This window comes from Candidatus Enterococcus huntleyi, from assembly GCF_009933175.1.
Lineage (GTDB): Bacteria > Bacillota > Bacilli > Lactobacillales > Enterococcaceae > Enterococcus_K > Enterococcus_K huntleyi.
In genome coordinates, this window is the sequence record NZ_MAEJ01000028.1 from 42,007 (window position 1) to 64,868 (window position 22,862).

The window sequence follows — 22,862 nt, forward strand, 5'->3', positions numbered from 1 at the left end:
GCTATACTAAAGCATAATAAGGAGTGCTTTTAGATGAAACTTTTTATCACACGACAAACTGGCTTTTATGGAATGGGCAGTCCGATAGAAGTTGTCATCAATGGACAAAAAAGGGTGGCTTTATTTCACCAACAAACTCTGGAACTGGATCTTCCAGATAAACCGATGACGCTTCAAATCAAGTTTTCTTTCTTGTTACGGAGTCCCGTGTATACGATTCAGCCGAGTCCTATGAAAAGCTATACAGTGGTCATGAATCCCAAGTTGATTCAGATTTATTTACTTTTGTTCGCAAGCTTACTTCTGTTGCCACTACTGCTAAAGAATATGTGGCTGATACTTATTCTGCTGATTTTCTATATCATTTTCTTAAAAAATATGACAGGGAAAGCTTATCTGTTAAAGGAGAATACACATGGTGAAACCGTCTGAAGAATTTTTAATAAGTTTTAATCGGATTGAAAAATGGTTACGTGATGAGTTAAATAATCCCAGTAGCATGGGCTTTAGTGAGATGGTTCGCCGACTGGCGCGGAGAAAAGACTTACAAGTTGCTGCCAATCAGGATGATCTTTTGCAGATTGCTCAGCTAAGAAATGCGATTATTCATGACAAGATCTCAGAAGACTTTGTCATCGCCGAACCTAATGAATGGATTCTGCAACGGATTAAACAAATCGAAACAGAACTGACAAAACCAGAATTGGTTTGTCCACGGTTCGAAAAAAAAGTGACTGGTTTTGATTGGGAGTTGCCTTTACTGGAAATCCTGAAGATTGTCGCTGAAAAGCGTTATTCGCAATTTCCGCTGTATCGCAAAGGTCGATTTGAAGGTTTGATTACCTTACGAGCCTTAGGTTTTTGGTTTGCCAAACGAAGCCAACAGGGCGCTTTACATTTGGAACAGCTAAAGGCCAAAGATTTGATCGTCTCTGATGGCAAAGAGACCAATTATCAATTTATTTCAGCAACTACGCATGTCTTTGAGGTGGAAGCCTTGTTTCGCGATAAGGCGACTTTAGAAGCTGTCTTAATCACCAAGGACGGAAATCCTAATGGAAATTTAGTAGGAATTATCCGACCAAGAGATTTATATACTAATGAAAAGGATTGACGCCTGTGATTTTTGTTTATTTATTACTAAGTGCAGCCATTGTTGGCATTGACCAATGGGTAAAGTTTTGGACCGTCTCAAATTTTGAATTAGGAGAGAGTCAATCGGTGATTCCTTCAATTCTATCTTTGACTCATATCCGTAATACGGGAGCTGCTTGGAGCTTACTAGAAGGAAAGATGTGGTTTTTTGCGATCGTGACGACCATTGCAGTAATCGTAGTTCTTTACTTGTTAATTAAGAACCTAAAAGGCAGTAAATGGTTTACGATTGGGCTAAGCTTGGTCTTGGCTGGTGCACTAGGAAACTTTATTGACCGTATGCGCTTAGGCTACGTAGTTGATATGTTCCAAACTGACTTTATGAATTTTCCGATATTTAATGTCGCCGATATGTCTCTAGTAATTGGTGTGGCGTGCATATTTATTTATATTATTTTGGACGAGAGAGAAAAGGGGAACTAATGAAACAACAAATTGAAGTACTTATTCAGCAACAAACGGGACGGATTGACAAAGTCTTATCCGAGACCTTAAAGAACTATACCCGTTCACAGGTTCAATTATGGTTGAAAGAACAAGGCGTGACCGTTAATGGAGAGGTCGCTAAAGCTAATTACAAAGTCAAAGCACAGGATCGAATCGTCATCACGATTCCTGAACCGGAGACCTTGGATCTAATTGCCGAAGATATTCCACTCGAGATTGTCTATCAGGATGAAGATTTAGCGGTTATCAATAAACCTCAAGGGATGGTGGTGCATCCCTCAGCAGGACACAAAAATGGCACACTAGTTAATGCCTTGTTGTTTCATATGAAAGATCTTTCTTCTATTAATGATGTCGTACGTCCAGGGATTGTACACCGAATTGACAAGGATACTTCTGGTTTATTGATGGTGGCGAAAAATGATTTTGCTCATGAGTTCTTAGCCAAGCAATTAAAGGATAAAACGTCGTTACGCAAATACGTTGCGCTCGTTCATGGGGAGATTTCTCATGAAAAAGGCACAATCGATGCACCGATTGGACGCTCGAAAGTCAACCGTAAGAAACAAGCGGTGATTGAAGGGGGGAAATCGGCAGTCACCCATTTCCAAGTGTTGGAACGTTTTACTGACTATACGTTGGTTGAATTACAATTGGAAACAGGCCGTACGCACCAAATTCGTGTGCATATGCAGTATATTGGCTTCCCAGTTGCTGGTGACCCTTTGTATGGACCGAAAAAGACATTAGAAGGTAATGGGCAATTTTTACATGCCAAGCTATTAGGCTTTAAACATCCAACTACCGGCGAGAATTTAGTCTTTGAAGCACCGCTTCCCGAACTATTCAAAAAAACTTTAGCCGATTTAAGAGAAAGTCATTGATTTTTCTATGTAAGAACGGTATAGTAATTCTAGAGAAAAATTAAATAAGTAATCCTTTAAGAGTAGTCCCGTGAGGCTAAGAAGGAAGTGAGTAAGTACAACCCTTGGTGCGCTGAGAGTTTAGGCTTATTCTATAGACGTATACACTGACAGTCTGAAACTATCCTCCTACCTTCACAGGTAGGAGTTTTTTTTTGCCAGTTTTGCTGAGTAAAGAAAGCATCTAAGAGGATAGAGGTAAAGGAATAGAATAGGGTAAAGAAATAAAATGAGCTATTGAATCATCAGTCAATCAGTAAACTAGTCTGACTTACAAAAAATATTGGAGGGAATTTATTATGCAAGGAAAAGAAGTTGTCGATAACATCACGATGAAACGCGCGTTAACTCGGATTACTTATGAAATTATTGAAAGAAATCGTGGAGTACAAGATATTGTCTTAATCGGTATTAAAACAAGAGGGATTTACATCGCTCAACGGATTGCAGAGCGCTTGAAACAACTGGAACAAATTGAAGTACCCGTGGGAGAATTAGACATTACTTTGTACCGCGATGATCAAAAAGAAGCAGCACAATTAGAACCAGAATTGCATTCATCAGATATTCCATTTTCTCTAGAAGGCAAAGAAGTGGTCTTAGTCGATGATGTACTCTTCACCGGCCGAACAATCAGAGCGGCGATGGACGCGATCATGGATTTTGGTCGACCAACAAAAATTTCATTAGCCGTCTTAGTCGATCGTGGACATCGCGAATTACCCATTCGGGCAGATTATGTTGGAAAAAATGTTCCGACTTCAATGACCGAAGAAATCATTGTTGAGATGGAAGAGTTAGATGGACAAGATCGCATTTTAATTACTAAAGGAAAAGAATAGGAGCCTGCCACATGTCAGAGAACAAAGAATTTAAAAACACAGATGCTGTATTAGATATTCACGATGTCCCGAAGCCCGCTCAGTGGCTGGGACTTAGCTTACAACACTTATTCACGATGTTTGGTGCGACCGTACTGGTGCCCATCATGGTGGGAATTGACCCAGGTATCGCCCTAGTCAGCTCAGGACTAGGAACACTGGTGTACTTAACTGTCACAAAAGGCAAGATTCCGGCTTATCTAGGGAGTAGCTTCGCCTTTATCGCAGCCATGAAGATGCTGATGCAGACAGATGGCTATCCTGCGATAGCCCAAGGAGCCATGACCACAGGACTTGTTTACCTAATTGTTGCCCTTATTATTAAAAAAATTGGTTCTGCTTGGTTGGATCGTCTGTTACCACCGATTGTCGTTGGACCCGTTATTATGGTCATCGGTTTAGGATTAGCTGCCAATGCTGCAAACAACGCGATGTACAGTGACGTAGCCAATCAAGTCTACGATTTCAAATATGTTGCAGTTGCCTTAATCACATTAGGCTTAACGATTTTCTACAATATGTACCTAAAAGGGTTCCTCGGTCTACTGCCAATTTTACTAGGAATTGTTAGTGGCTATCTAGTAGCTTTATTGTTCGGAATTGTCGATGTTGATTTAATTAAAAACGCCCCATGGTTTGCTTTGCCAAACTTTGAAATGCCATTCGTTCACTACGAACCAAAACTTTATCTAGGGGCAATCACGACGATGGCACCAATCGCTTTTGTGACTATGACCGAACATTTTGGTCACTTGATGGTCTTAAATAAATTAACGAAACGTAACTTCTTTGAAAATCCAGGCTTACACAAAACCTTAATGGGTGACGGACTGGCACAGATTGTTGCTGGGTTCGTTGGTGGACCTCCTGTCACAAGTTACGGTGAAAATATTGGCGTCTTAGCCATCACGCGTGTCCACAGTGTTTTCGTTATTGGTGGTGCAGGTGTCCTAGCTATCTGCCTAGGTTTCGTCGGCAAGCTAAGTGCTTTAATTCTAAGCATTCCAAGCCCAGTTATCTCGGGAATTAGCTTTGTATTGTTCGGTGTAATTGCGACAAGCGGCTTGAAAATTTTGATTGAAAACCAAGTCAACTTTGATAAAAAGAAAAATCTTTTAATTGTTTCAGTCATTTTAGTTGTCGGAATTGGCGGATTAATCTTCCAAGTTGGCACGTTCACTTTATCAGCAATGGCTTTAGCAACTGTGCTAGGGATTGCCTTAAACTTAATCTTACCAGAAACTTCACGTAGCGAAGAAAACTAAGAGGAGGAACGAATCATGATCATCCAATCAGAAAGAATCAGCTTAAAACATTTGTTAACGATTGAAGCCTTAACCGATCAAGAAGTCATGGGCTTAATCAAACGGGCTCAGGAATTCAAAAATGGTGCCCAGTGGACGCCTCAAAATAGGCAATACTTTGCCACAAATTTATTTTTTGAAAACAGTACACGCACGCACAAAAGTTTTGAAGTAGCTGAGAAGAAATTAGGCTTGGATGTGATTGAATTTGAGGCCAGCACAAGCTCAGTCCAAAAAGGCGAGACCTTATATGACACGGTCTTAACCATGTCAGCGCTGGGCGTTGATATTGCGGTCATCCGTCACGGTGCTGAAAATTATTATGATGAACTGATTCAAAGTAAGACAATTCAGTGCTCGATTATTAACGGTGGGGATGGTAGTGGTCAGCATCCTAGCCAATGCTTACTGGATCTAATGACCATCTATGAAGAATTTGGTTATTTTGAAAATCTCAAGGTGGCGATTGTCGGCGATATTACTCATTCTCGTGTCGCAAAATCAAATATGCAAATGCTCAAACGTTTGGGCGCAAAAGTTTTCTTCTCAGGGCCAAAGGAATGGTATGACGATGCCTATGAAGTTTATGGACATTATTTACCCTTAGATGAACTACTGGACAAAGTCGATGTCATGATGATGCTGCGGGTTCAACATGAACGCCATGATGGCAAGGAAAGCTTTTCTAAAGAAGGCTACCATCAGGAATATGGCTTAACGATCGAACGCGCACAAAAAATGCAAGACCATACAATTATCATGCATCCCGCTCCGGTGAATCGCGATGTTGAGCTAGCAGATTCATTAGTTGAAGGGCTCCAATCACGGATTGTTCAACAGATGGGAAATGGCGTATTTACACGAATGGCGATTTTAGAAGCCATCTTAAATGGAAAAGCATAGGAGGAAGAAAAATGAAAACAGTTATTAAAAACGGTCAAATGGTCGTGAAAAACAATCAATTAGCACCTGCGGAAATTTGGATAGAAGAGGGCCGAATCAAAGCGATTGGCACTGATTTTTCTTCAATCGAATTTGATCAAGTAATCGATGCTAAAGGACAATTAATTACCCCAGGACTTGTCGATGTCCATGTGCATTTACGCGAGCCGGGTTTCACCTATAAAGAAACCATCAAAGCCGGTAGTTTAGCAGCTGCTCACGGTGGATTTACAACAGTCTGCGCGATGCCAAACCTCAATCCAGTCCCAGATACAGCGGAAAAATTGTCAGCCATCTATGACATCATCAAAAAAGATGCCGTCGTAAAAGTCCTTCAATATGCCCCAATTACAGAAGAATTACGCAGTGAAATATTAACTGACCAAGCAGCTTTAAAAGAAGCAGGTGCTTTCGCCTTCACCAATGATGGCGTCGGTGTTCAAACAGCAGGCACGATGTATTTAGCCATGAAAGAAGCCCAAAAAAATGGCATGGCACTGGTTGCTCACACGGAAGATGAGTCATTATTATTCGGTGGCGTCATGCACGAAGGTCAAATCTCGAAAAAACTCGGTTTGCCAGGAATCCTTAGCTCGACAGAAGCCTCACAAATTGCCCGTGATGTAATCTTAGCTGGTGAAACAGGCGCGCATTACCATGTCTGCCATGTCTCAACGAAAGAAAGCGTCCGCGTGATTCGCGATGCGAAAAAAGCCGGTGTTCATGTAACGGCTGAGGTTTCACCGCATCATTTAATCTTAGTTGATGAAGATATTCCAGAAGATAACGGTTTTTGGAAAATGAACCCACCGCTACGTGCCCAAGCAGATCGTGCAGCTTTAATCGAAGGCTTGCTGGATGGCACAATTGATTGTATCGCTACTGATCATGCCCCACATGGCTTAGAAGAAAAAAATCAAACATTTTTAAAAGCACCATTTGGAATCGTTGGTAGTGAGACAGCTTTCCAACTCGTCTACACACAGCTAGTAAAAACGGGTATCTTCACGCTGGAACAAGTCATCGACTGGATGGCAACTAAACCTGCTGAAATCTTCGGCTTATCGGCTGGTACGTTACGCATCGGCCAAGCCGCTGACATCGCTATCTTTGACATCAGTCATGAAACAGTCATTGATGATCAAGAATTTGAATCATTAGGTGTTAATACACCATTCGTCGGCTGGAAAATTTCTGGCGAAACATTATGTACACTCGTTGACGGCAAGATCGTCTGGAAGAAGGAGGACAAGTAAATGAAACGACTATTGATATTAGAAGACGGCACCGTCTTTACAGGCAAGGCTTTTGGCGCGGAAGCGAATGTCTTTGGCGAGATCGTCTTTACAACAAGTATGACTGGTTATCAAGAAACCATCACAGACCAAAGCTTCAATGGTCAAATTATCACATTTACTTATCCTATGGTAGGAAATTATGGTGTCAATCGGGATGATTACGAATCAATCGCGCCAACTTGTAAAGGAGTCGTTGTCAAAGAGCATGCTCGCTTAGCTAGTAACTGGCGCAAGCAAATGACCTTAGATGAATTCTTAAAGCACAAAGGAATTCCGGGAATTTCAGGAATTGACACGCGTGCTTTAACCCGCAAAATTCGTGAAGTTGGAACAATGAAAGCGAGCATGGTGGATGCCGGAGATGAATTTAATCATATCTTCGATCAACTGAAAGCAACCGTGCTACCGACGAACCAAGTCGCGCAAGTTTCAACAACTAAACCTTACCCAAGCCCTGGCGTTGGACGCAATGTTGTGGTGATTGACTTTGGTTTAAAACACAGTATTTTACGAGAATTATCTAAACGCGAATGTAACTTAACCGTTATGCCGTATAACACGCCTGCTCAGACGATTCTTGACCTATGTCCAGATGGTGTCATGTTAACCAATGGACCCGGAGATCCAAAAGATGTCCCAGAAGCGATTCAAATGATCCGAGAGATTCAAGGAAAAGTGCCGATTTTTGGGATTTGTCTAGGCCATCAATTATTCGCCTTAGCTAATGATGCGGATACGTACAAAATGAAATTTGGTCATCGGGGCTTAAATCATCCAGTCAAAGAAATTGCGACTGGCAGAATTGATTTTACTTCGCAAAATCATGGCTTCGCTGTAGATGAAAATACCATCGATCCAGAGAAACTTATGATTACACACCTTGAAGTCAATGATGGGACAGTGGAAGGAATTCGTCATCGCCGTTATCCAGCCTTTAGTGTCCAATTTCACCCGGATGCAGCGCCTGGACCGCACGATGCAATTCACTTATTTGATGAATTTATGGAAATGATGGACGCCTGGAAGGAGCAAGTATAACATGCCAAAACGTACAGATATCAAGAAAATTATGGTGATTGGCTCAGGGCCAATTATTATCGGTCAAGCAGCGGAATTTGATTACGCCGGCACCCAAGCGTGTCTTGCTTTAAGAGAAGAAGGCTATGAAGTCGTCTTAGTGAATTCCAACCCAGCTACGATTATGACGGATAAAGAAATTGCTGACAAAGTTTATATTGAACCGATTACCTTAGAATTTGTCTCACGCATTTTACGCAAAGAAAAGCCTGATGCTCTACTGCCAACCTTAGGTGGACAAACCGGCTTAAATATGGCGATGGAACTTGCGGCTTCAGGTATTTTAGACGAGCTAAATGTCGAATTATTAGGCACGAAGCTGTCAGCGATTGACCAAGCGGAAGACCGTGATTTATTTAAACAATTAATGGAAGACTTAGATCAACCGATTCCTGAATCAGAGATTGTTACGACGGTTGACGAAGCCTTGGCTTTTGCTGAAAAAATTGGCTTTCCAGTCATCGTCCGTCCAGCCTTTACCTTAGGTGGAACGGGTGGCGGCATGTGTGATAATGAAGAAGAGCTACGCGTCATTGCAGAAAATGGCTTAAAACTTTCACCTGTAACGCAATGTTTAATCGAACGTAGTATTGCCGGCTACAAAGAAATCGAGTATGAAGTGATGCGCGATTCGGCCGATAACGCGATTGTTGTATGTAACATGGAAAACTTTGACCCAGTTGGGATTCATACGGGTGACTCAATCGTGTTCGCGCCAAGTCAAACCTTGGCTGACCATGAATACCAATTGTTACGTGACGCTTCTCTGTCAATTATCCGTGCGCTTAAAATCGAAGGTGGCTGTAACGTCCAATTGGCCTTGGATCCTCACAGCTTTAACTATTATGTGATTGAAGTTAATCCGCGCGTTTCTCGTTCGTCTGCTCTTGCAAGTAAAGCAACCGGTTATCCGATTGCTAAGTTAGCAGCGAAAATCGCTGTTGGTTTAACTTTAGATGAAATGAAAAATCCAGTAACGGGAACAACCTATGCTGAATTTGAACCAGCGTTAGACTATGTCGTTGCCAAAATTCCTCGCTGGCCTTTTGACAAATTTGAAAAAGGTGAACGTCGTTTAGGTACGCAAATGAAAGCGACCGGCGAAGTCATGGCGATTGGTCGTAATATCGAAGAATCACTTTTAAAAGCTGTTCGTTCACTAGAAATCGGCACCTACCATGTGGAAATCGATGAATTCCAACAAGTGGAAGATGATGTCCTGATGGAAAAAATTGTCAAAGCGCAAGATGACCGTCTTTTCTATCTAGCAGAGGCGATTCGCCGAGGCTACCCAATCCAAGAATTGAGTGATTTAACCAAGATAGACTTGTTCTTCTTAGATAAATTATTGCATATTGTTGAATTAGAAACAGCTTTAGAAGAAGCACCGAATGACCTGGAAGTCTTAAAAGAAGCCAAACAAAATGGTTTCACTGACCGTAAAGTCGCTGACTTGTGGCAGACGACAGAAGCTGCCGTGACTGCCTTTAGAAAAGAGCAAAACTTACTGCCAGTCTACAAAATGGTCGATACTTGTGCAGCTGAATTCGAATCACAAACACCGTATTTCTACAGCACCTATGAGTTTGAAAACGAAAGTCATCGTTCTGAGAAACATTCGGTACTCGTCCTAGGCTCCGGTCCAATTCGGATTGGTCAAGGGGTGGAATTCGATTATGCAACCGTGCATTCTGTAAAAGCCATTCAAGCAGCTGGCTATGAAGCGATTATTATGAATAGTAACCCAGAAACGGTTTCTACGGATTTCTCAATCTCAGACAAACTGTATTTTGAACCATTAACCCTAGAAGACGTCATGAATGTCATTGATTTGGAACAACCAGTGGGCGTAATCGTGCAGTTTGGTGGCCAAACAGCGATCAATCTAGCGGAACCTTTAGTTAAACAAGGCGTTAAGATTTTGGGAACTAGCATTGAAGATTTAGACCGCGCAGAAAATCGTGATCTCTTCGAGCAGGCTCTTAAAACATTAGACATTCCGCAACCGCCAGGAGACACAGCTACTAGTAAAGAAGAAGCGGTCGTAATTGCTAATCGAATCGGTTACCCAGTGCTCGTTCGTCCTAGCTATGTTTTAGGTGGCCGGGCGATGGAAATCGTTGAGAATCAGCAGGATTTAGAAGATTATATGGTGACTGCCGTTAAAGCTTCGCCTGAGCATCCCGTCTTAGTCGATAGTTACTTACTAGGGCGTGAATGTGAAGTCGATGCGATTTGTGATGGAAAAACAGTCTTAATTCCTGGAATTATGGAGCATATCGAACGCGCTGGAGTCCATTCAGGCGACTCGATGGCTGTCTATCCGCCACAAACCTTGTCTCAGGAAATTCAAGATACGATTGCCACATATACTGAAAAATTAGCTTTAGGCTTAAACTGTGTCGGCATGATGAATATTCAGTTTGTCATTCATGAAGAGAAAGTTTATGTAATTGAAGTCAATCCTAGAGCTAGCCGAACCGTGCCATTCTTGAGTAAAATTACTGGGATCCCAATGGCGCAAGTCGCAACACGCGCGATTCTTGGTGAATCCTTAACAGATATGGGCTATCAAAATGGACTCTATCCAGAAAGTAAACAAGTCCACATTAAAGCCCCAGTCTTCTCATTTACTAAGTTACAAAAAGTTGATACTTACTTAGGCCCTGAAATGAAATCAACAGGGGAAGTCATGGGCTCAGATGTCAATTTAGAAAAAGCTCTATATAAAGCCTTTGAAGCTTCTGGCTTACACTTGCCAAGCTATGGCGCGGTCTTGTTCACAATTGCCGATGAAACCAAAGAAGAGTCCTTAGACCTAGCTAAACGTTTCTACGAGGTCGGCTACAGCTTACTAGCAACCAAAGGTACGGCTACTTATTTCCGCGCAGAAGGCTTAGATGTCAAAACGGTCGCTAAAATCTCTGAACACACAGATAAAAAGGATGTTGTCGACTTAATCCGCAAAGGCGAAGCACAAGTCGTCGTCAATACGATGGATAAAGATCGCACGCACGCCTCAAAAGATGGCTACACGATCCGCCGCGAAGCAGTTGAACACGGCGTACCATTATTTACTTCATTAGATACCGCTGATGCGATTTTACGCGTATTAGAATCTCGCGCATTCTCAACTCAAGCAATTTAAGTTACGGGCTACTAGTAAATAGGCTCAATCGCCATCCAATAAAACCATAGAAAAGGAGCAAGAAGATGAAACAAGAAATGATGAAAATTGTCAGTCAACGAGCCCTCGCCCCAAGAATTTTTGAACTAACATTAACTGGGGAGTTGGTCAAAGAAATGGGCGTTCCCGGCCAATTTATTCATATTCGTGTTCCGCGGGCTGACTTACTCTTACGTCGCCCCATCAGTATCAATCAAATTGATGCTGAAAACAAAACCTGTACGATTATTTACCGCGTCGAAGGTGAGGGAACAAAAGAATTTTCTGTGCTTCAAGCAGGTGATTTATTGGATGTCATGGGTCCTCTCGGCAATGGCTTCGATCTAAGTCAGCTAAAAGCTGGCGACACGGCCTTTATCGTCGGTGGTGGGATTGGGATTCCGCCACTCTATGAGCTATCAAAACAGCTCATTGCTAAAGGCGTTAAACCGATTCATTTCTTAGGCTATGCCTCAAAAGAAGTGATGTATTACACTGACGAATTTGAAGCTTTAGCGGAAACACGCTTTGCGACAGATGACGGTAGTTTTGCTCAAAAAGGCCATGTCGGCCATTTATTGACTGAAGCCGTCAAGACAATCACGCCTGATGCGGTCTTTGCTTGTGGTGCAAATGGTCTCTTAAAAGCAGTTGAAGCACAGTTTTTCGGTCAACAAAATGTTCAATTGTCCCTAGAAGCTCGAATGGCTTGTGGGATGGGCGCTTGTTATGCTTGCGTCTGTCATGTAAAAAACGATAGCACGGGCAAGAAGAGTCTCAAAGTGTGTGATGAAGGACCAATATTCAAAGCAGGGGAGGTTATCCTATGAACAATCGATTAGCCGTTAAAATACCCGGATTAGACTTAAAAAATCCGATTATGCCAGCCAGTGGTTGCTTTGGTTTTGGTAAAGAATATAGTCAATACTATGATTTGAATCAATTAGGCTCAATCATGATTAAAGCCACTACGCCAGAAGAACGTTTTGGCAATCCAACGCCGCGTGTCGCTGAAACACCCAGTGGTATGCTAAATGCGATTGGCCTGCAAAATCCTGGCTTAGACGTAGTTTTAAACGAGATTCTACCTAGTTTAGAAATTTTTCAAGAGTTACCAATTATTGCTAACGTAGCCGGTGCCTGTGAAGAAGATTATGTGGTTGTCTGCGAAAAAATCAGTCAAGCCACTAATGTCAAAGCCATCGAGCTAAATATTTCTTGTCCTAACGTGAAGCATGGTGGGATCGCCTTTGGAACAGACCCAGAGGTAGCTTATGCTTTAACCAAAGCGGTCAAGGAAGTTTCTTCTGTTCCAATCTATGTCAAACTTTCACCGAATGTCACTGATATTGTCCCAATTGCTAAAGCAATTGAAGCGGGTGGCGCAGATGGATTTACCATGATCAACACTTTACTAGGTATGCGAATTGATTTGAAAACACGCAAACCAATTTTAGCTAACCAAACGGGTGGTTTATCTGGACCAGCAATCAAACCGGTAGCGATTCGACTGATCAACCAAGTCGCTCGAGCAACCAACCTACCGATTATTGGCATGGGTGGCGTGCAAACCGTCGATGATGTCCTAGAAATGTTCATGGCAGGCGCCAGCGCTGTAGGTGTTGGCACGGCCAATTTCACAGATCCTTATATTTGTCCTAAACTAATCGACGGCTTACCTGAACGCATGGATGAACTAGGAATTGATTCTTTAGAACAATTAATTAGAGAAGTGAGGAACGAATTACATGACTAATCGACCAATCATCGCACTGGATTTTCCAAGTAAAGCAGAAGTCGCGACTTTCTTAACGCAATTTCCAGCAGACGAATCATTATTTGTCAAAATCGGCATGGAGCTTTTTTACGAAGAAGGACCTGACGTGGTTCGCTGGTTAAAAAGCTTAGGCCACGATGTCTTTCTTGATTTAAAATTACATGATATTCCAAATACGGTGGAAATGGCGATGCGTCGCTTAGCTGGATTAGGCGTTGATTTAACGTGTGTCCACGCAGCAGGTGGCGTCCAAATGATGGAAGCTGCAATTAATGGCTTAAAAGCGGGCACACCAGAAGGCAAAAAACGGCCTTTACTCTTAGCCATTACACAGCTGACTTCCACCAGTGAGGAGCAAATGCACGCAGATCAATTAATCTCAGTCTCTTTAGAAGAAAGTGTGATTCATTATGCCCAATGTGCCGCTAAAGCAGGGCTAGATGGCGTCGTTTCTTCAGCTTGGGAAGTCGCACAAATTAAAGCAGCTACGCATCCAGAATTTGTTTCTTTAACGCCAGGAATTCGGCCTGCGGGTAGCCAAGTTGGCGATCAAAAACGTGTGGTTACACCAGGAAAAGCTCGTGAAATCGGCTCAAACTTTATCGTTGTCGGACGTCCGATTACGCAATCTGCGACACCTTATGAGGCCTATCAACAAATAAAAAATGAATGGAACGGTGAACCAAATGACTGATTTAGTAAAAACAATTGCCAAAGATTTATTAGAAATTAAAGCCGTCTTCTTAAGTCCAAGCGAACCTTTTACTTGGGCCAGTGGCATTAAAAGTCCAATTTATTGCGACAATCGGATTACCATGAGCTATCCTAGCGTTCGAAAAGAAATCGCCAAAGGATTAGCTGAAAAAATCAAAGAAAACTTTCCTGATGTGGAAGTCATTGCCGGCACTGCGACTGCTGGAATTCCTCATGCTGCTTGGGTTGCTGAAATCTTAGATTTACCGATGGTTTATATCCGTAGTAAAGCCAAAGATCACGGCAAAGGCAATCAAATTGAAGGCCGCATTACTGAAGGACAAAAGATGGTTGTGATTGAAGATTTAATTTCAACAGGGGGCAGTGTTTTAGAAGCCTCTGAAGCAGCCAAACGTGAAGGTGCCGACGTATTAGGCGTTGCTGCCATCTTTACTTATGAATTACCAAAAGGTGTGGCAAACTTTGAAGCCTACAACACACCACTTGTAACCCTAACAAATTATTCGACTCTGATAGAAGTTGCTCTAGAATCAAACTACATTAACGAAAACGAATTAGGTCTTTTAAAAGACTGGAAGAAAGATCCGGAAAACTGGTTAAAATAAAAGATTCAACCTTTGTTATTAGAATCTTTTAAAAGACTCCGGCGATAATACAAGTCCACATTTCATGACGAGATGTGGACTTGTGTGCTATCAGATGAAAAATCACTGGTCATTGTGGTATCCTTAGCTAGTCAGTTTAAAGGGCAGACACGCACGTAGAATCTACTAATCTTATGAGCAATCTAAATGACAATTTACTAGTAATCCGTCAGAATATAACTATTCGCGCACTAATTACGGCTAGTTGTCGTTTCTTCCCTCAGTACATTTCGAGAACGATTGAATACAGGGATAACTACATGAATTATGGAGGGAACTATAGATGAAAAAGATTAAGAATATGGATGTTGAATGGGGCTATACAGGCGACCGAGGTCCCGAACATTGGCATGAATTATGCGATTGGTACAGAGAAGGGGCGACTTATCCTTATCAATCTCCCATCGCCTTGCATCATCAATCAAACGAAAACCAATCAACTCTAAAAAATCAAGATTCTACAACGAATGAACTTTCTTTTTACTATGTACAAGAGCATTTTACCGAAAAAGAATTTAAAAATACCTTACATTTCGTTCCTTATGATACACAAAGCTACGTCTTATTTCGTAGTGATAAGTATGTCTTAACTGATATCCATGTTCATATGCCCAGTGAGCATCAGATTAATGGTCAACAAGAAGGCCTGGAATTCCATCTCGTTCACATGAATGAACAGGGCGATAACTTGGTCTTAGGCGTTTTATTCAATCTCTCTGAGACAGGTGGTCTAGATATCGAAAAAGAGACTGATGTCATTTGGGATCTCGCGAATCACTCTGAATGGTTCAATCCCATCGTCTTTTTGCCTCAAGAAAAAAGTCATTTTTACTATGTCGGTTCCTTAACTACGCCACCAACTGTCGGACCGATTAACTGGTTTGTTTTTGATACAGTTCAGCCGATGAGCCGTCAGTTTATCGCTCAATTTAAAAATGAAATTACTGAAAATAATAATCGTCCGCTACAACCAATCAAAGATCGAAAAATTAGTTATTTCACTGGAGTGAGGAAAGAATGAATCTGCAACAGCTAAAATATGTCGTGGCAGTCGCCAATAACGGCAGTTTCAGAGAAGCCGCAAAAAAAATGTTCATCACGCAACCCAGTCTGTCTAATGGTATCAAAGAGTTGGAGCAGGAGATTGGTCTGACGTTGTTTACGCGAACCAATAAAGGGGCCTATCTGACTGAAGAGGGGAAAGACTTTTTAGAACACGCTGAAAAAATTCTGTCTCAAATGGAGCATTTAGAAACACGCTACCAAAAATCTGAACAAAAAGAACGTTTTTCTGTTGCCGCGCAACATTATGATTTCTTAGGTCCGATTGTTGCCAAATTGATGAAAGAATTTCAGCCACAATACAAACAATTTCGAATTTTTGAGACGACTACCGCAAAGGTCATTGAAGAAGTTCAACAATTCGCAAGTGACATTGGCTTGTTGTATCTTAACGAACACAATCAAGCCAGTATTTATCGTTATCTCGAGCAGGCAGACTTAGATTATGAAATTCTAGGCAGCTTTCAAACACATATTTTCTTGGGTCCACAGCATCCCTTAGCGAATAAAGAGGGGATTCAGCTCAATGAATTAGCCGACTATCCGCAAGTGCGCTTTACCCAAGATGGGCAAAATTTTGCCTATTTCTATGAAGATCTCATCGAAATTCCTGAACAAGAAACGGTCTTTTACACTAGCGACCGTGGTACCTTGCTCAATTTATTATTGGAAACTGAAGCCTATGCTTCAGGCTCTGGGATTGTTGTTGGCGGCAGTCGTGAACAGGTTCGTTTAATTCCTTTAATCGATGCACCAAAAAATAAATTCTGTCTGATTTATCCCAAAAGAAAAAAACGAACACCGATTGTTGAAACTTTTGTGAAAGAAGTGAAGGGGCTATTATAAGCAGTAGTTTTCACTTATTAGATCATATGAGAAACTTGGTAAGTGAAGATTAATCTAAAGAGAAATCGATTAAAATAAACCAAAATCGGCTGAGATTGACTTGTCATTCAGCGGATTTTGGTTTATTTATATTGTCCTATAAAGTTTGTCACAGTTTCTAATAAACTTAGTTAATTTTATGCAAAACACTTGTTTCAATAGCTACTAGATTCTCTGCTTCTTCTTCATAACCAAGTAACCTTAAAGTCTCAATAGCGATTGATCCATCAAATTCAAAATTTCCGATAGCCGACTGATACAACCGCATAAAAAATTTCCAATAGATTCTTCCTTTTAGATAATCAGAATCAGTTGTTTCATCGTACAAAATAGGCAATAATTCCAACACTCTTTCATAATTTGCTTCATCAAATTCTAGTATGATTGAGTTTGCCAGAAATTTTATTAACGTATGCTGATATTTGGGCAACCCTTTGAACTTTCTGAATTGCCTAATCACATCATTGTATTGGAAATTCCGATAATCCGCGTCAAAAAATCCTAAACAGTTAGTATAAGCAGCTAGCTCAAAGTAGCCCCAATCCTCGATAGTACTTAGGTAGTCCACAATTATTTCGATTTCTTTCTTAGTCACCTTATCAAGAGTAATCTCTGGCAATCTTTCAGCTACAGCCTTTGTTTGGATAATTAAATATAAAATAAACAATTCATGATTTTTTTTGGTACTCGTTCTGAAGATTTTCTAAATATCCCTTAGCCTTGGAAGCAGAGACCATTGATTTGCTAAAGCTTTCTCTTAAAAAATCTTTCTTAGTGGGTTGATAATTATGAAATTCTGCGTAATATTCATCCATCCGCACATTCATCCGATCTAGAAACAGCCATAATGTATCGATGTCAACTTTTGAACTTGAATTTTCAAATCGTTGTAAGGTACTTACAGAATGGATTCCTTTAGCTAGACTCTCTCGACTAATTTTTCTATCTGTCCTTAGCTTTTTAATTAATTTACCATGCTCCATCTGTATTCCCCCAACTTTCTACCTATTTTTGACTTATTTCCGTACAAATAGCGAGTAACTAGTATGATATACCTACTTTAAACGGAATATTTGGTAAAATTGTAATCCTAATTTTGAGTCTATTGAACTGATTGTCCACTTGCTCAATCATCTTGATTCTATACTATTTATTTGTCTATTGTCACCACATAACTCGACAATCATTCACGTAAAGTACAATTTTAATTTATCTAGCCAATAGAGGGGGAGAGCCATTGACTGCAGTTGCCACTGAAGAGCTAAGACGGATGTTAAGAAGTCCAAAAGCGATTGTCATAATCCTAATATTTACCTTATTCAGCTACGGTATGTCTTCACATATAACAGCTATTGCCGGAAGGGGCGATAGCGCAATGACAGCCAATTATTCCAGTCTCAGATTGCTCGTGTTCGTCTTTGGCTACTTATTTGTCTCCGTCGTTTCACACAATTGTATTAACGAAGAAATAGAATCTGGTTCTATAAAATTTATTCTTTCTAAAATAAATAGGCAGCAATTCGTTTTAGGGAAATTTGTTGGCATTACTCTTTTTTGGCTGATTTGCATAGGAATAAGTTTCATTACGCTTTCTGTATTGGCTTTACAATTTCATTTCTCTTTATTACTTACGCTAATGAGTGTGATTATCTTTTATATTTCCTTATGCATTTTCATTTCTGTAGTAATCACTAAGACATCTCTGACTAATTTCTTAGGGTTAATTATCGGCATCGCTTTGCCTATTATCGGTCTTTGGTGCACGTTTTCAACTAAGTGGTATAGCATTTTTAAATATCTCTTCCCGTACGAATATATCGTAAGTGGTGGAATTTTTATTGTCATACCACTACTCTTATCAGGAGTTTTCTTAGGCTTTTCTATAAAACTATTTAAGAGAAATGAGGTATAGAATTGTTAACGATTGAACGTCTGACAAAGAAGTTTGGCTCCCATGTAGTGTTAAATGAGATAGATATGTCTATCGAAAAGAATGATTTTTATGGGCTAGTAGGGAAGAATGGCGCTGGAAAAACTACCCTTATCAATCTGATTGCTGGGATCAATCAGCCAGATGAGGGGAAGATTTTATTCAATCATCAACCACTTTCATCCGAATATAAGGACTTAATTGGTTTAATGCCTGACTCAGAAGGACTACCTAAAAATAGTAATGGCTATGATTTCTTAAACTACATGGGAAAGCTAAAAAAGGTCAATCTGTCCCAGTCTGAAATTAAGCAACTGCTTAATAATGTATGTCTTGATGTCTCTAAGCACCTATCAATAAAAAAATACTCATTTGGGATGAAGAAAAAATTGGCGATTGCTCAAGCCTTAATCGGCGAGCCTCAGATTATTATTCTAGATGAACCTACTTCTGGTGTTGATCCTGAATCAGCCATTCATCTACGAAGATTGTTCACTGACCTGCATAATGCAGGCAAAACAATTCTGCTTACTTCCCATAACTTGGAGGAAGTCGAAAAAATGTGTAATAAGCTATCCTTCATAGAAAATGGTCACTTATCAGTTTCAGGAGAAATAGCTACCCTCATAAAGAATAATCAATCCAGCATCCAATTAATTATCACCTTCGAAACAGCCTATACACATGATGAATTACTTGGTAAAACCAAAAATTTACCTTTTACATTTGATCTAGAGTACCGGAATAATAGAATGATTATCGACTGTTCTACACTAGCTATTAATCAGATTCTCTCTTTACTCTTACAGCTCGAGGATTTCAAAATCGTCGAGCTAGCAACAGAAAAAAATAATTTAGAACAAATCCTATTTTAAGGAACTAAAAAATTATTAGTTATTCTCACCTAGTATCAAAAAGTAGCCTGATTTTACATACTTAAATCTGTTATTTAAACTGGCATAAGTACGAAAAAATGTGCGGAAACTTGCTGCTTTTTATAGACTTGTGGCTAGTTGCGCATCATTTAGAGAGAAAAGCGAGGTGAAAAAGCTGGTTTTGATGGAAAAACCCACTAGGTAAAGGATTCTTGTTTTTTTAAACTCTGTCTAATTGAGTGAAAACACCGCAACTAGCCACAACTTTGAATAAAGCACTAAAGACTGTGATTTCCAGCTACATATGAACTTAACTTTAGATGTTTTCTAAAAAATACACTGTAAGAATCCCATGGTGTAGCGGTTTATATTTCTGCTAGACATCAGCGCGAGCATTTTTATGAGTGATAACTGACCACTTTTCCATAACTTGTGGCTAGTTGCGTTTTTTGTGAAACAAAATACACAACAGGTCGGCAATTTTTAAGAAAAAACGACTGGTCAACAGATTAATCCGTTCCGCTTATCAAGTTTCCAGATAGTGGAACAGTATACGTACGATATAGAAGAACTAGAACCGTTCGCTTACAATAACGAAAAAAAGTAGCTGATACCCGTTTTTTCAGGGTACAGCTACTTTTTGTTTTGCTTATTTTTCTCTCAACGATTCCACAACTGTTTCTTCTGGTGTCACAAAGACTGTTTTTTGATTCTCATAAATCACATAGCCAGGTTTTGCACCGTTTGGTTTTTTGATGTGTTTGACTTGAACAACATCGACAGGGACCTGAGCTGAATGTCTGAATTTTGAGTAGAAGGCAGCGAGCTCAGCGGCTTCCATAATTGTTTCATCTGACGGTTGGTCACTTTTTATAATGACATGTGAGCCGGGAATATCCTTGGCATGCAACCAGTGATCCGTTTTTCTAGCTGTTTTTAATGTCAATTGATCATTTTGTAAATTGTTTTTTCCGACAAGTATTTGCGTGCCATCAGAAGAGAGGAAGCGTTCGGGTTGTGATTTTTTCTCTTGTTTTTGCTTCTTGGTTTTTCTTTTTCGGATGTATCCTTGTTCAGTTAATTCCTCTTTAATGACTGATAAATCCATTGGTCCGGCAATTTCTAGCTGGGCGAGCACAGATTCTAAATAGGCAATTTCTTCCTTTGTTTCTTGAATTTGCTTGCCGATTAACTTGACAGCATTCTTCAATTTTTGATATTTTTGGAAATATTTCTGAGCGTTTTGGTTAGGAGTCAACGCTGGATTTAGCTTAATAATAATTGGTTGGTTTTCTTCATAATAGTTTTCCAGCTCAACTTTTTCGGCTCCTCTAGGCACTTGTGTCATAAAGGTCGTCAAGAGTTCGCCTTCACGACGAAATTCTTCGGCGTTTTCTGAATCGGCTAAGGTCTTTTCGCGTTTCTTCAGTTTAGACTGATTGCGTTTTAACTCATTTTCCATTTTTCTCAGCAGCTCGCCACCTTGCTGCTTAACCCGGTCTTTTTCCGCTTTATCGCCGTAATAGGCATCCAATAGCTGACTGAGCGTCTCATAGTGGGTGAGGGCTGCCCCTGTTTGTGTTTTCAAACTTTCATATTCAAATGGCGTAAAGAGTTCTTTTTGTCCCAGTACCGTTAAGGTCGGTTTGACCTGTTGACTTGCTGCAATAAATTCTGCCCAGACAGCCATTTTTTCATTTGGTCGCTCTTTCAGTCGATAGGCCAATTCATCGGCCGTATCACGACCCAGTCCTTGAAATTGTTGCTGCAAGTAACTTCCAGACAACTCATCGGCTTGCGATAGGATATGGAAGACTTGCTCTTTGTCAGCTTCAAAAGGATTCTTTTGCGTTTGTAGCGGCGGTGCAATGTACTCAACACCAGGGAGGATGGAGCGATAGGTATTTTGCGAACTACCAATATGTTTTATCGCATCAAGAATTTTCCCAGTTTCTTTATTCAATAAGATAATCGTACTATGGCGACCCATTAACTCAACCACCAACACGATATCTTGTAAATCACCTAGCTCGTTGCGTTTACTGAAGGAAAAATGAATCACACGATCATTTTCCACTTGATGAATCGATTCAAGGATTGCGCCTTCTAAATGCTTTCTCAGCATCATCACAAAATTAGGGGGTGTATCAGGATTTCCATAAGCAATCTCGGTTAATTGGACCCGGGCATAACTAGGGTGTGCCGATAATAGCAGACGCTGATTTTTGCCTCGTGCTCGGATAACTAAAACAACCTCGTTTTCATAAGGTTGGTGAATTTTTGATAGACGACCAGATAATAATTGCGTTTGTAGCTCTTGAACCATTGCATGTGTAAAAATACCATCAAAGGACATCAATATCCCTCATTTCTTTTCTAGAATATCTCTATTATAACGAATAATGTTGAGAACACCAATCTTGATTGCTTTTCTTTTCGAATAATGAGGCGGCTCTTTCTATCTATAGAAGCCAGTGTGTATTAAAATAATCCTACAAAATAAATAGGGTAGATTAAATGGTTCACCGAATAAATTTTTTCTTCAGATTTTATTTGAGTAAAGGATAGTTATTTTTTCCTATAAAAGGTATAATGGATAGAGAAAATTTAGGAGGCTGTTGCATGGAAAAATGGTTTAATAAACTAAAAAATAAATTGGTAGACAGTTGGTACGATTTCGTCGATTTAGCTAGCGTCAATCAAAAACGTAGTTTCCTCTATGCCGGCTCTTTACTCGCTTTTGTTACAATAGCTACACTTGTGATGATCCTGATTCAGCCAAATATTCGTAGACAAGAAATTGAAAACTTGGTTTATCCCGATATTCAATCAAATAAGGTCAAATTCTTTGATGAGGGAGATCCTGATAAAGTCATTAAGGAAAGTAAGGCTATTTCTGTTATGTATGGCAAGCCAGATGGGCAAACCTATGACAAAGTCTTACAAGTATTAAATAATCCGACTGCCGTAAAGGACTTAAATCGAACATTTTATTTTTATCCAATTATTTATAAATCTCACCAACTGGAAGAAAAATACTCAATTGATAGCAATCAAATAACATTCGTCTTCTATGAAAAAGGGGTCGAAAAAAATCGTTTTGCTGTTGAAAACCTGGAAGACTTTAAAAATGAATTTGTCCCTGAACTCAATCGTTTACCGATGTGGAATATCACTGATGTGCCATCAAAAACGAATGAAACAACTGATTCAAGCTCGAAAACTGTCAAAGATTCTTCTCAGTAAGGCTCGTCTGTTCTAGTGAGCACGATCGTTGAAGAATAAGCTATAAATCAAGGGTTAAGCAGGTGATTCGTAAAATATTCATTTCTTTTTCTGGACGTTTTCGCAATTTCTCACAACAAATTCTCATCTTTTTTTCATTTTGTTGTTGACGAATCTTTATACATCCTGTACACTAAGTTCAATCATAAAAAAAGGGAGTGGCCATCATGAATCTATCTATCAAATTTGTACAAGTGAATAACGTATGGCAAAGCTGGCGTAGGTAGTTGTATTGATGAAGTCATTCATGGATACAGCTTTTAGAGTCGTTTCTAAAAATTGTATCTATGCTAATAGCTAATTATTGCTTATTTCACCGCATAGATAAATTATCTATGTGGTTTTTTGTCTTAACGGCAACTACCACTCATTGGGTAGTTGCCGTTTTTTTCATCTACGAATTGTACGAACAGCAAACGGAAGCAACCGACGGAAAGTGATCACCATTTACAGCGCTCTTCCGTCAGCACATTCAGCATTATCAACTTATTAAAAAA

General features: G+C 40.1%; 22 protein-coding genes. 19 read left to right on the forward strand and 3 right to left on the reverse strand.

All coding sequences use genetic code 11. The features are described from left to right. Window positions 1-33 precede the first annotated feature (33 nt). The 16 genes from BAU15_RS12055 to BAU15_RS12130 all read left to right on the forward strand — a co-directional run bounded on the left by BAU15_RS12055 (window position 34) and on the right by BAU15_RS12130 (window position 16,236). Window positions 34-432, forward strand: coding sequence for a hypothetical protein (locus BAU15_RS12055; protein ID WP_161842998.1), 399 nt, complete (start codon window positions 34-36; stop codon window positions 430-432). Further along, entirely contained in the window at window positions 416-1,114 is a 699-nt protein-coding gene (locus BAU15_RS12060) for a CBS domain-containing protein (protein WP_420022128.1), read from the forward strand. Before BAU15_RS12055 ends, BAU15_RS12060 begins: the two co-directional genes overlap by 17 nt. 5 nt (window positions 1,115-1,119) lie before the next feature. Continuing rightward, window positions 1,120-1,578, forward strand: a complete 459-nt coding sequence (gene lspA, locus BAU15_RS12065; protein ID WP_161842999.1) for a signal peptidase II — start codon at window positions 1,120-1,122, stop codon at window positions 1,576-1,578. Beyond that, the gene (locus tag BAU15_RS12070) at window positions 1,578-2,486 is read left to right on the forward strand and encodes an RluA family pseudouridine synthase (RefSeq protein WP_161843000.1); all 909 of its coding nucleotides are present in this window, start codon (window positions 1,578-1,580) and stop codon (window positions 2,484-2,486) included. Before lspA ends, BAU15_RS12070 begins: the two co-directional genes overlap by 1 nt. A gap of 338 nt (window positions 2,487-2,824) precedes the next feature. Beyond that, entirely contained in the window at window positions 2,825-3,367 is a 543-nt protein-coding gene (gene pyrR, locus BAU15_RS12075; protein ID WP_161843001.1) for a bifunctional pyr operon transcriptional regulator/uracil phosphoribosyltransferase PyrR, read from the forward strand. An 11-nt stretch (window positions 3,368-3,378) separates the two neighbouring features. Next, window positions 3,379-4,671, forward strand: coding sequence for a solute carrier family 23 protein (locus BAU15_RS12080; protein WP_161843002.1), 1,293 nt, complete (start codon window positions 3,379-3,381; stop codon window positions 4,669-4,671). 15 nt (window positions 4,672-4,686) lie between these two features. Next, window positions 4,687-5,613, forward strand: a complete 927-nt coding sequence (locus tag BAU15_RS12085; protein WP_161843003.1) for an aspartate carbamoyltransferase catalytic subunit — start codon at window positions 4,687-4,689, stop codon at window positions 5,611-5,613. Window positions 5,614-5,624: 11 nt separating this feature from the next. Next, on the forward strand, window positions 5,625-6,908 hold the full coding sequence (locus BAU15_RS12090; protein WP_161843004.1) for a dihydroorotase: 1,284 nt from the start codon (window positions 5,625-5,627) through the stop codon (window positions 6,906-6,908). Then, a complete protein-coding gene (locus tag BAU15_RS12095; RefSeq protein ID WP_161843005.1) occupies window positions 6,909-7,988 on the forward strand; it encodes a carbamoyl phosphate synthase small subunit in 1,080 nt (359 codons plus the stop codon). 1 nt (window position 7,989) lies between these two features. Then, the gene (carB, locus tag BAU15_RS12100; RefSeq protein WP_161843006.1) at window positions 7,990-11,175 is read left to right on the forward strand and encodes a carbamoyl-phosphate synthase large subunit; all 3,186 of its coding nucleotides are present in this window, start codon (window positions 7,990-7,992) and stop codon (window positions 11,173-11,175) included. 65 nt (window positions 11,176-11,240) lie between these two features. Continuing rightward, window positions 11,241-12,023 (forward strand): dihydroorotate dehydrogenase electron transfer subunit, encoded by a 783-nt coding sequence (locus BAU15_RS12105; RefSeq protein WP_161843007.1) that lies wholly within the window; start codon window positions 11,241-11,243, stop codon window positions 12,021-12,023. After that, window positions 12,020-12,949 (forward strand): dihydroorotate dehydrogenase, encoded by a 930-nt coding sequence (locus BAU15_RS12110; RefSeq protein WP_161843008.1) that lies wholly within the window; start codon window positions 12,020-12,022, stop codon window positions 12,947-12,949. Before BAU15_RS12105 ends, BAU15_RS12110 begins: the two co-directional genes overlap by 4 nt. After that, window positions 12,942-13,664 carry an orotidine-5'-phosphate decarboxylase gene (pyrF, locus tag BAU15_RS12115; RefSeq protein ID WP_161843009.1) on the forward strand — a complete coding sequence of 241 codons (723 nt, stop codon included), beginning with the start codon at window positions 12,942-12,944 and terminating at the stop codon, window positions 13,662-13,664. Before BAU15_RS12110 ends, pyrF begins: the two co-directional genes overlap by 8 nt. After that, window positions 13,657-14,289, forward strand: a complete 633-nt coding sequence (gene pyrE, locus BAU15_RS12120; RefSeq protein ID WP_161843010.1) for an orotate phosphoribosyltransferase — start codon at window positions 13,657-13,659, stop codon at window positions 14,287-14,289. The genes pyrF and pyrE overlap by 8 nt, the downstream gene beginning before the upstream one ends. A 322-nt stretch (window positions 14,290-14,611) precedes the next feature. After that, window positions 14,612-15,349 (forward strand): carbonic anhydrase family protein, encoded by a 738-nt coding sequence (locus BAU15_RS12125; protein ID WP_161843011.1) that lies wholly within the window; start codon window positions 14,612-14,614, stop codon window positions 15,347-15,349. Then, complete coding sequence (locus BAU15_RS12130) at window positions 15,346-16,236, forward strand: LysR family transcriptional regulator (protein ID WP_161843012.1); 891 nt, start codon at window positions 15,346-15,348, stop codon at window positions 16,234-16,236. Before BAU15_RS12125 ends, BAU15_RS12130 begins: the two co-directional genes overlap by 4 nt. 166 nt (window positions 16,237-16,402) lie before the next feature. On the opposite strand, the gene BAU15_RS12135 is transcribed toward BAU15_RS12130, so the two are convergent. Then, window positions 16,403-16,942 carry an Rgg family transcriptional regulator gene (locus tag BAU15_RS12135; RefSeq protein ID WP_161843013.1) on the reverse strand — a complete coding sequence of 180 codons (540 nt, stop codon included), beginning with the start codon at window positions 16,940-16,942 and terminating at the stop codon, window positions 16,403-16,405. Window position 16,943: 1 nt separating this feature from the next. Further along, window positions 16,944-17,258 carry a helix-turn-helix domain-containing protein gene (locus BAU15_RS12140; protein WP_161843014.1) on the reverse strand — a complete coding sequence of 105 codons (315 nt, stop codon included), beginning with the start codon at window positions 17,256-17,258 and terminating at the stop codon, window positions 16,944-16,946. 254 nt (window positions 17,259-17,512) lie between these two features. Between BAU15_RS12140 and BAU15_RS12145 the strand changes: the two genes are divergently transcribed. Beyond that, window positions 17,513-18,187: an ABC transporter permease gene (locus tag BAU15_RS12145; RefSeq protein WP_161843015.1), complete on the forward strand. Its 675-nt coding sequence runs from the start codon at window positions 17,513-17,515 to the stop codon at window positions 18,185-18,187. A gap of 2 nt (window positions 18,188-18,189) precedes the next feature. Further along, window positions 18,190-19,080, forward strand: a complete 891-nt coding sequence (locus BAU15_RS12150; protein ID WP_161843016.1) for an ABC transporter ATP-binding protein — start codon at window positions 18,190-18,192, stop codon at window positions 19,078-19,080. A gap of 649 nt (window positions 19,081-19,729) precedes the next feature. On the opposite strand, the gene efbA is transcribed toward BAU15_RS12150, so the two are convergent. After that, window positions 19,730-21,436 carry a fibronectin-binding protein EfbA gene (gene efbA, locus BAU15_RS12155; RefSeq protein WP_161843017.1) on the reverse strand — a complete coding sequence of 569 codons (1,707 nt, stop codon included), beginning with the start codon at window positions 21,434-21,436 and terminating at the stop codon, window positions 19,730-19,732. Between the two features lie 266 nt (window positions 21,437-21,702). Between efbA and BAU15_RS12160 the strand changes: the two genes are divergently transcribed. After that, window positions 21,703-22,326: a hypothetical protein gene (locus BAU15_RS12160; RefSeq protein WP_161843018.1), complete on the forward strand. Its 624-nt coding sequence runs from the start codon at window positions 21,703-21,705 to the stop codon at window positions 22,324-22,326. The last annotated feature ends 536 nt before the right edge of the window (window positions 22,327-22,862 follow it).

Coding starts and splice junctions, on each gene's coding strand:
- BAU15_RS12055 (WP_161842998.1), top strand. CDS start 34: ATGAAACTTTTTATCACACGACAAACTGGCTTTTATGGAATGGGCAGT.
- BAU15_RS12060 (WP_420022128.1), top strand. CDS start 416: ATGGTGAAACCGTCTGAAGAATTTTTAATAAGTTTTAATCGGATTGAA.
- BAU15_RS12070 (WP_161843000.1), top strand. CDS start 1,578: ATGAAACAACAAATTGAAGTACTTATTCAGCAACAAACGGGACGGATT.
- pyrR (WP_161843001.1), top strand. CDS start 2,825: ATGCAAGGAAAAGAAGTTGTCGATAACATCACGATGAAACGCGCGTTA.
- BAU15_RS12080 (WP_161843002.1), top strand. CDS start 3,379: ATGTCAGAGAACAAAGAATTTAAAAACACAGATGCTGTATTAGATATT.
- BAU15_RS12085 (WP_161843003.1), top strand. CDS start 4,687: ATGATCATCCAATCAGAAAGAATCAGCTTAAAACATTTGTTAACGATT.
- BAU15_RS12090 (WP_161843004.1), top strand. CDS start 5,625: ATGAAAACAGTTATTAAAAACGGTCAAATGGTCGTGAAAAACAATCAA.
- BAU15_RS12095 (WP_161843005.1), top strand. CDS start 6,909: ATGAAACGACTATTGATATTAGAAGACGGCACCGTCTTTACAGGCAAG.
- carB (WP_161843006.1), top strand. CDS start 7,990: ATGCCAAAACGTACAGATATCAAGAAAATTATGGTGATTGGCTCAGGG.
- BAU15_RS12105 (WP_161843007.1), top strand. CDS start 11,241: ATGAAACAAGAAATGATGAAAATTGTCAGTCAACGAGCCCTCGCCCCA.
- BAU15_RS12110 (WP_161843008.1), top strand. CDS start 12,020: ATGAACAATCGATTAGCCGTTAAAATACCCGGATTAGACTTAAAAAAT.
- pyrF (WP_161843009.1), top strand. CDS start 12,942: ATGACTAATCGACCAATCATCGCACTGGATTTTCCAAGTAAAGCAGAA.
- pyrE (WP_161843010.1), top strand. CDS start 13,657: ATGACTGATTTAGTAAAAACAATTGCCAAAGATTTATTAGAAATTAAA.
- BAU15_RS12125 (WP_161843011.1), top strand. CDS start 14,612: ATGAAAAAGATTAAGAATATGGATGTTGAATGGGGCTATACAGGCGAC.
- BAU15_RS12130 (WP_161843012.1), top strand. CDS start 15,346: ATGAATCTGCAACAGCTAAAATATGTCGTGGCAGTCGCCAATAACGGC.
- BAU15_RS12140 (WP_161843014.1), bottom strand. CDS start 17,258: ATGGAGCATGGTAAATTAATTAAAAAGCTAAGGACAGATAGAAAAATT.
- efbA (WP_161843017.1), bottom strand. CDS start 21,436: ATGTCCTTTGATGGTATTTTTACACATGCAATGGTTCAAGAGCTACAA.
- BAU15_RS12160 (WP_161843018.1), top strand. CDS start 21,703: ATGGAAAAATGGTTTAATAAACTAAAAAATAAATTGGTAGACAGTTGG.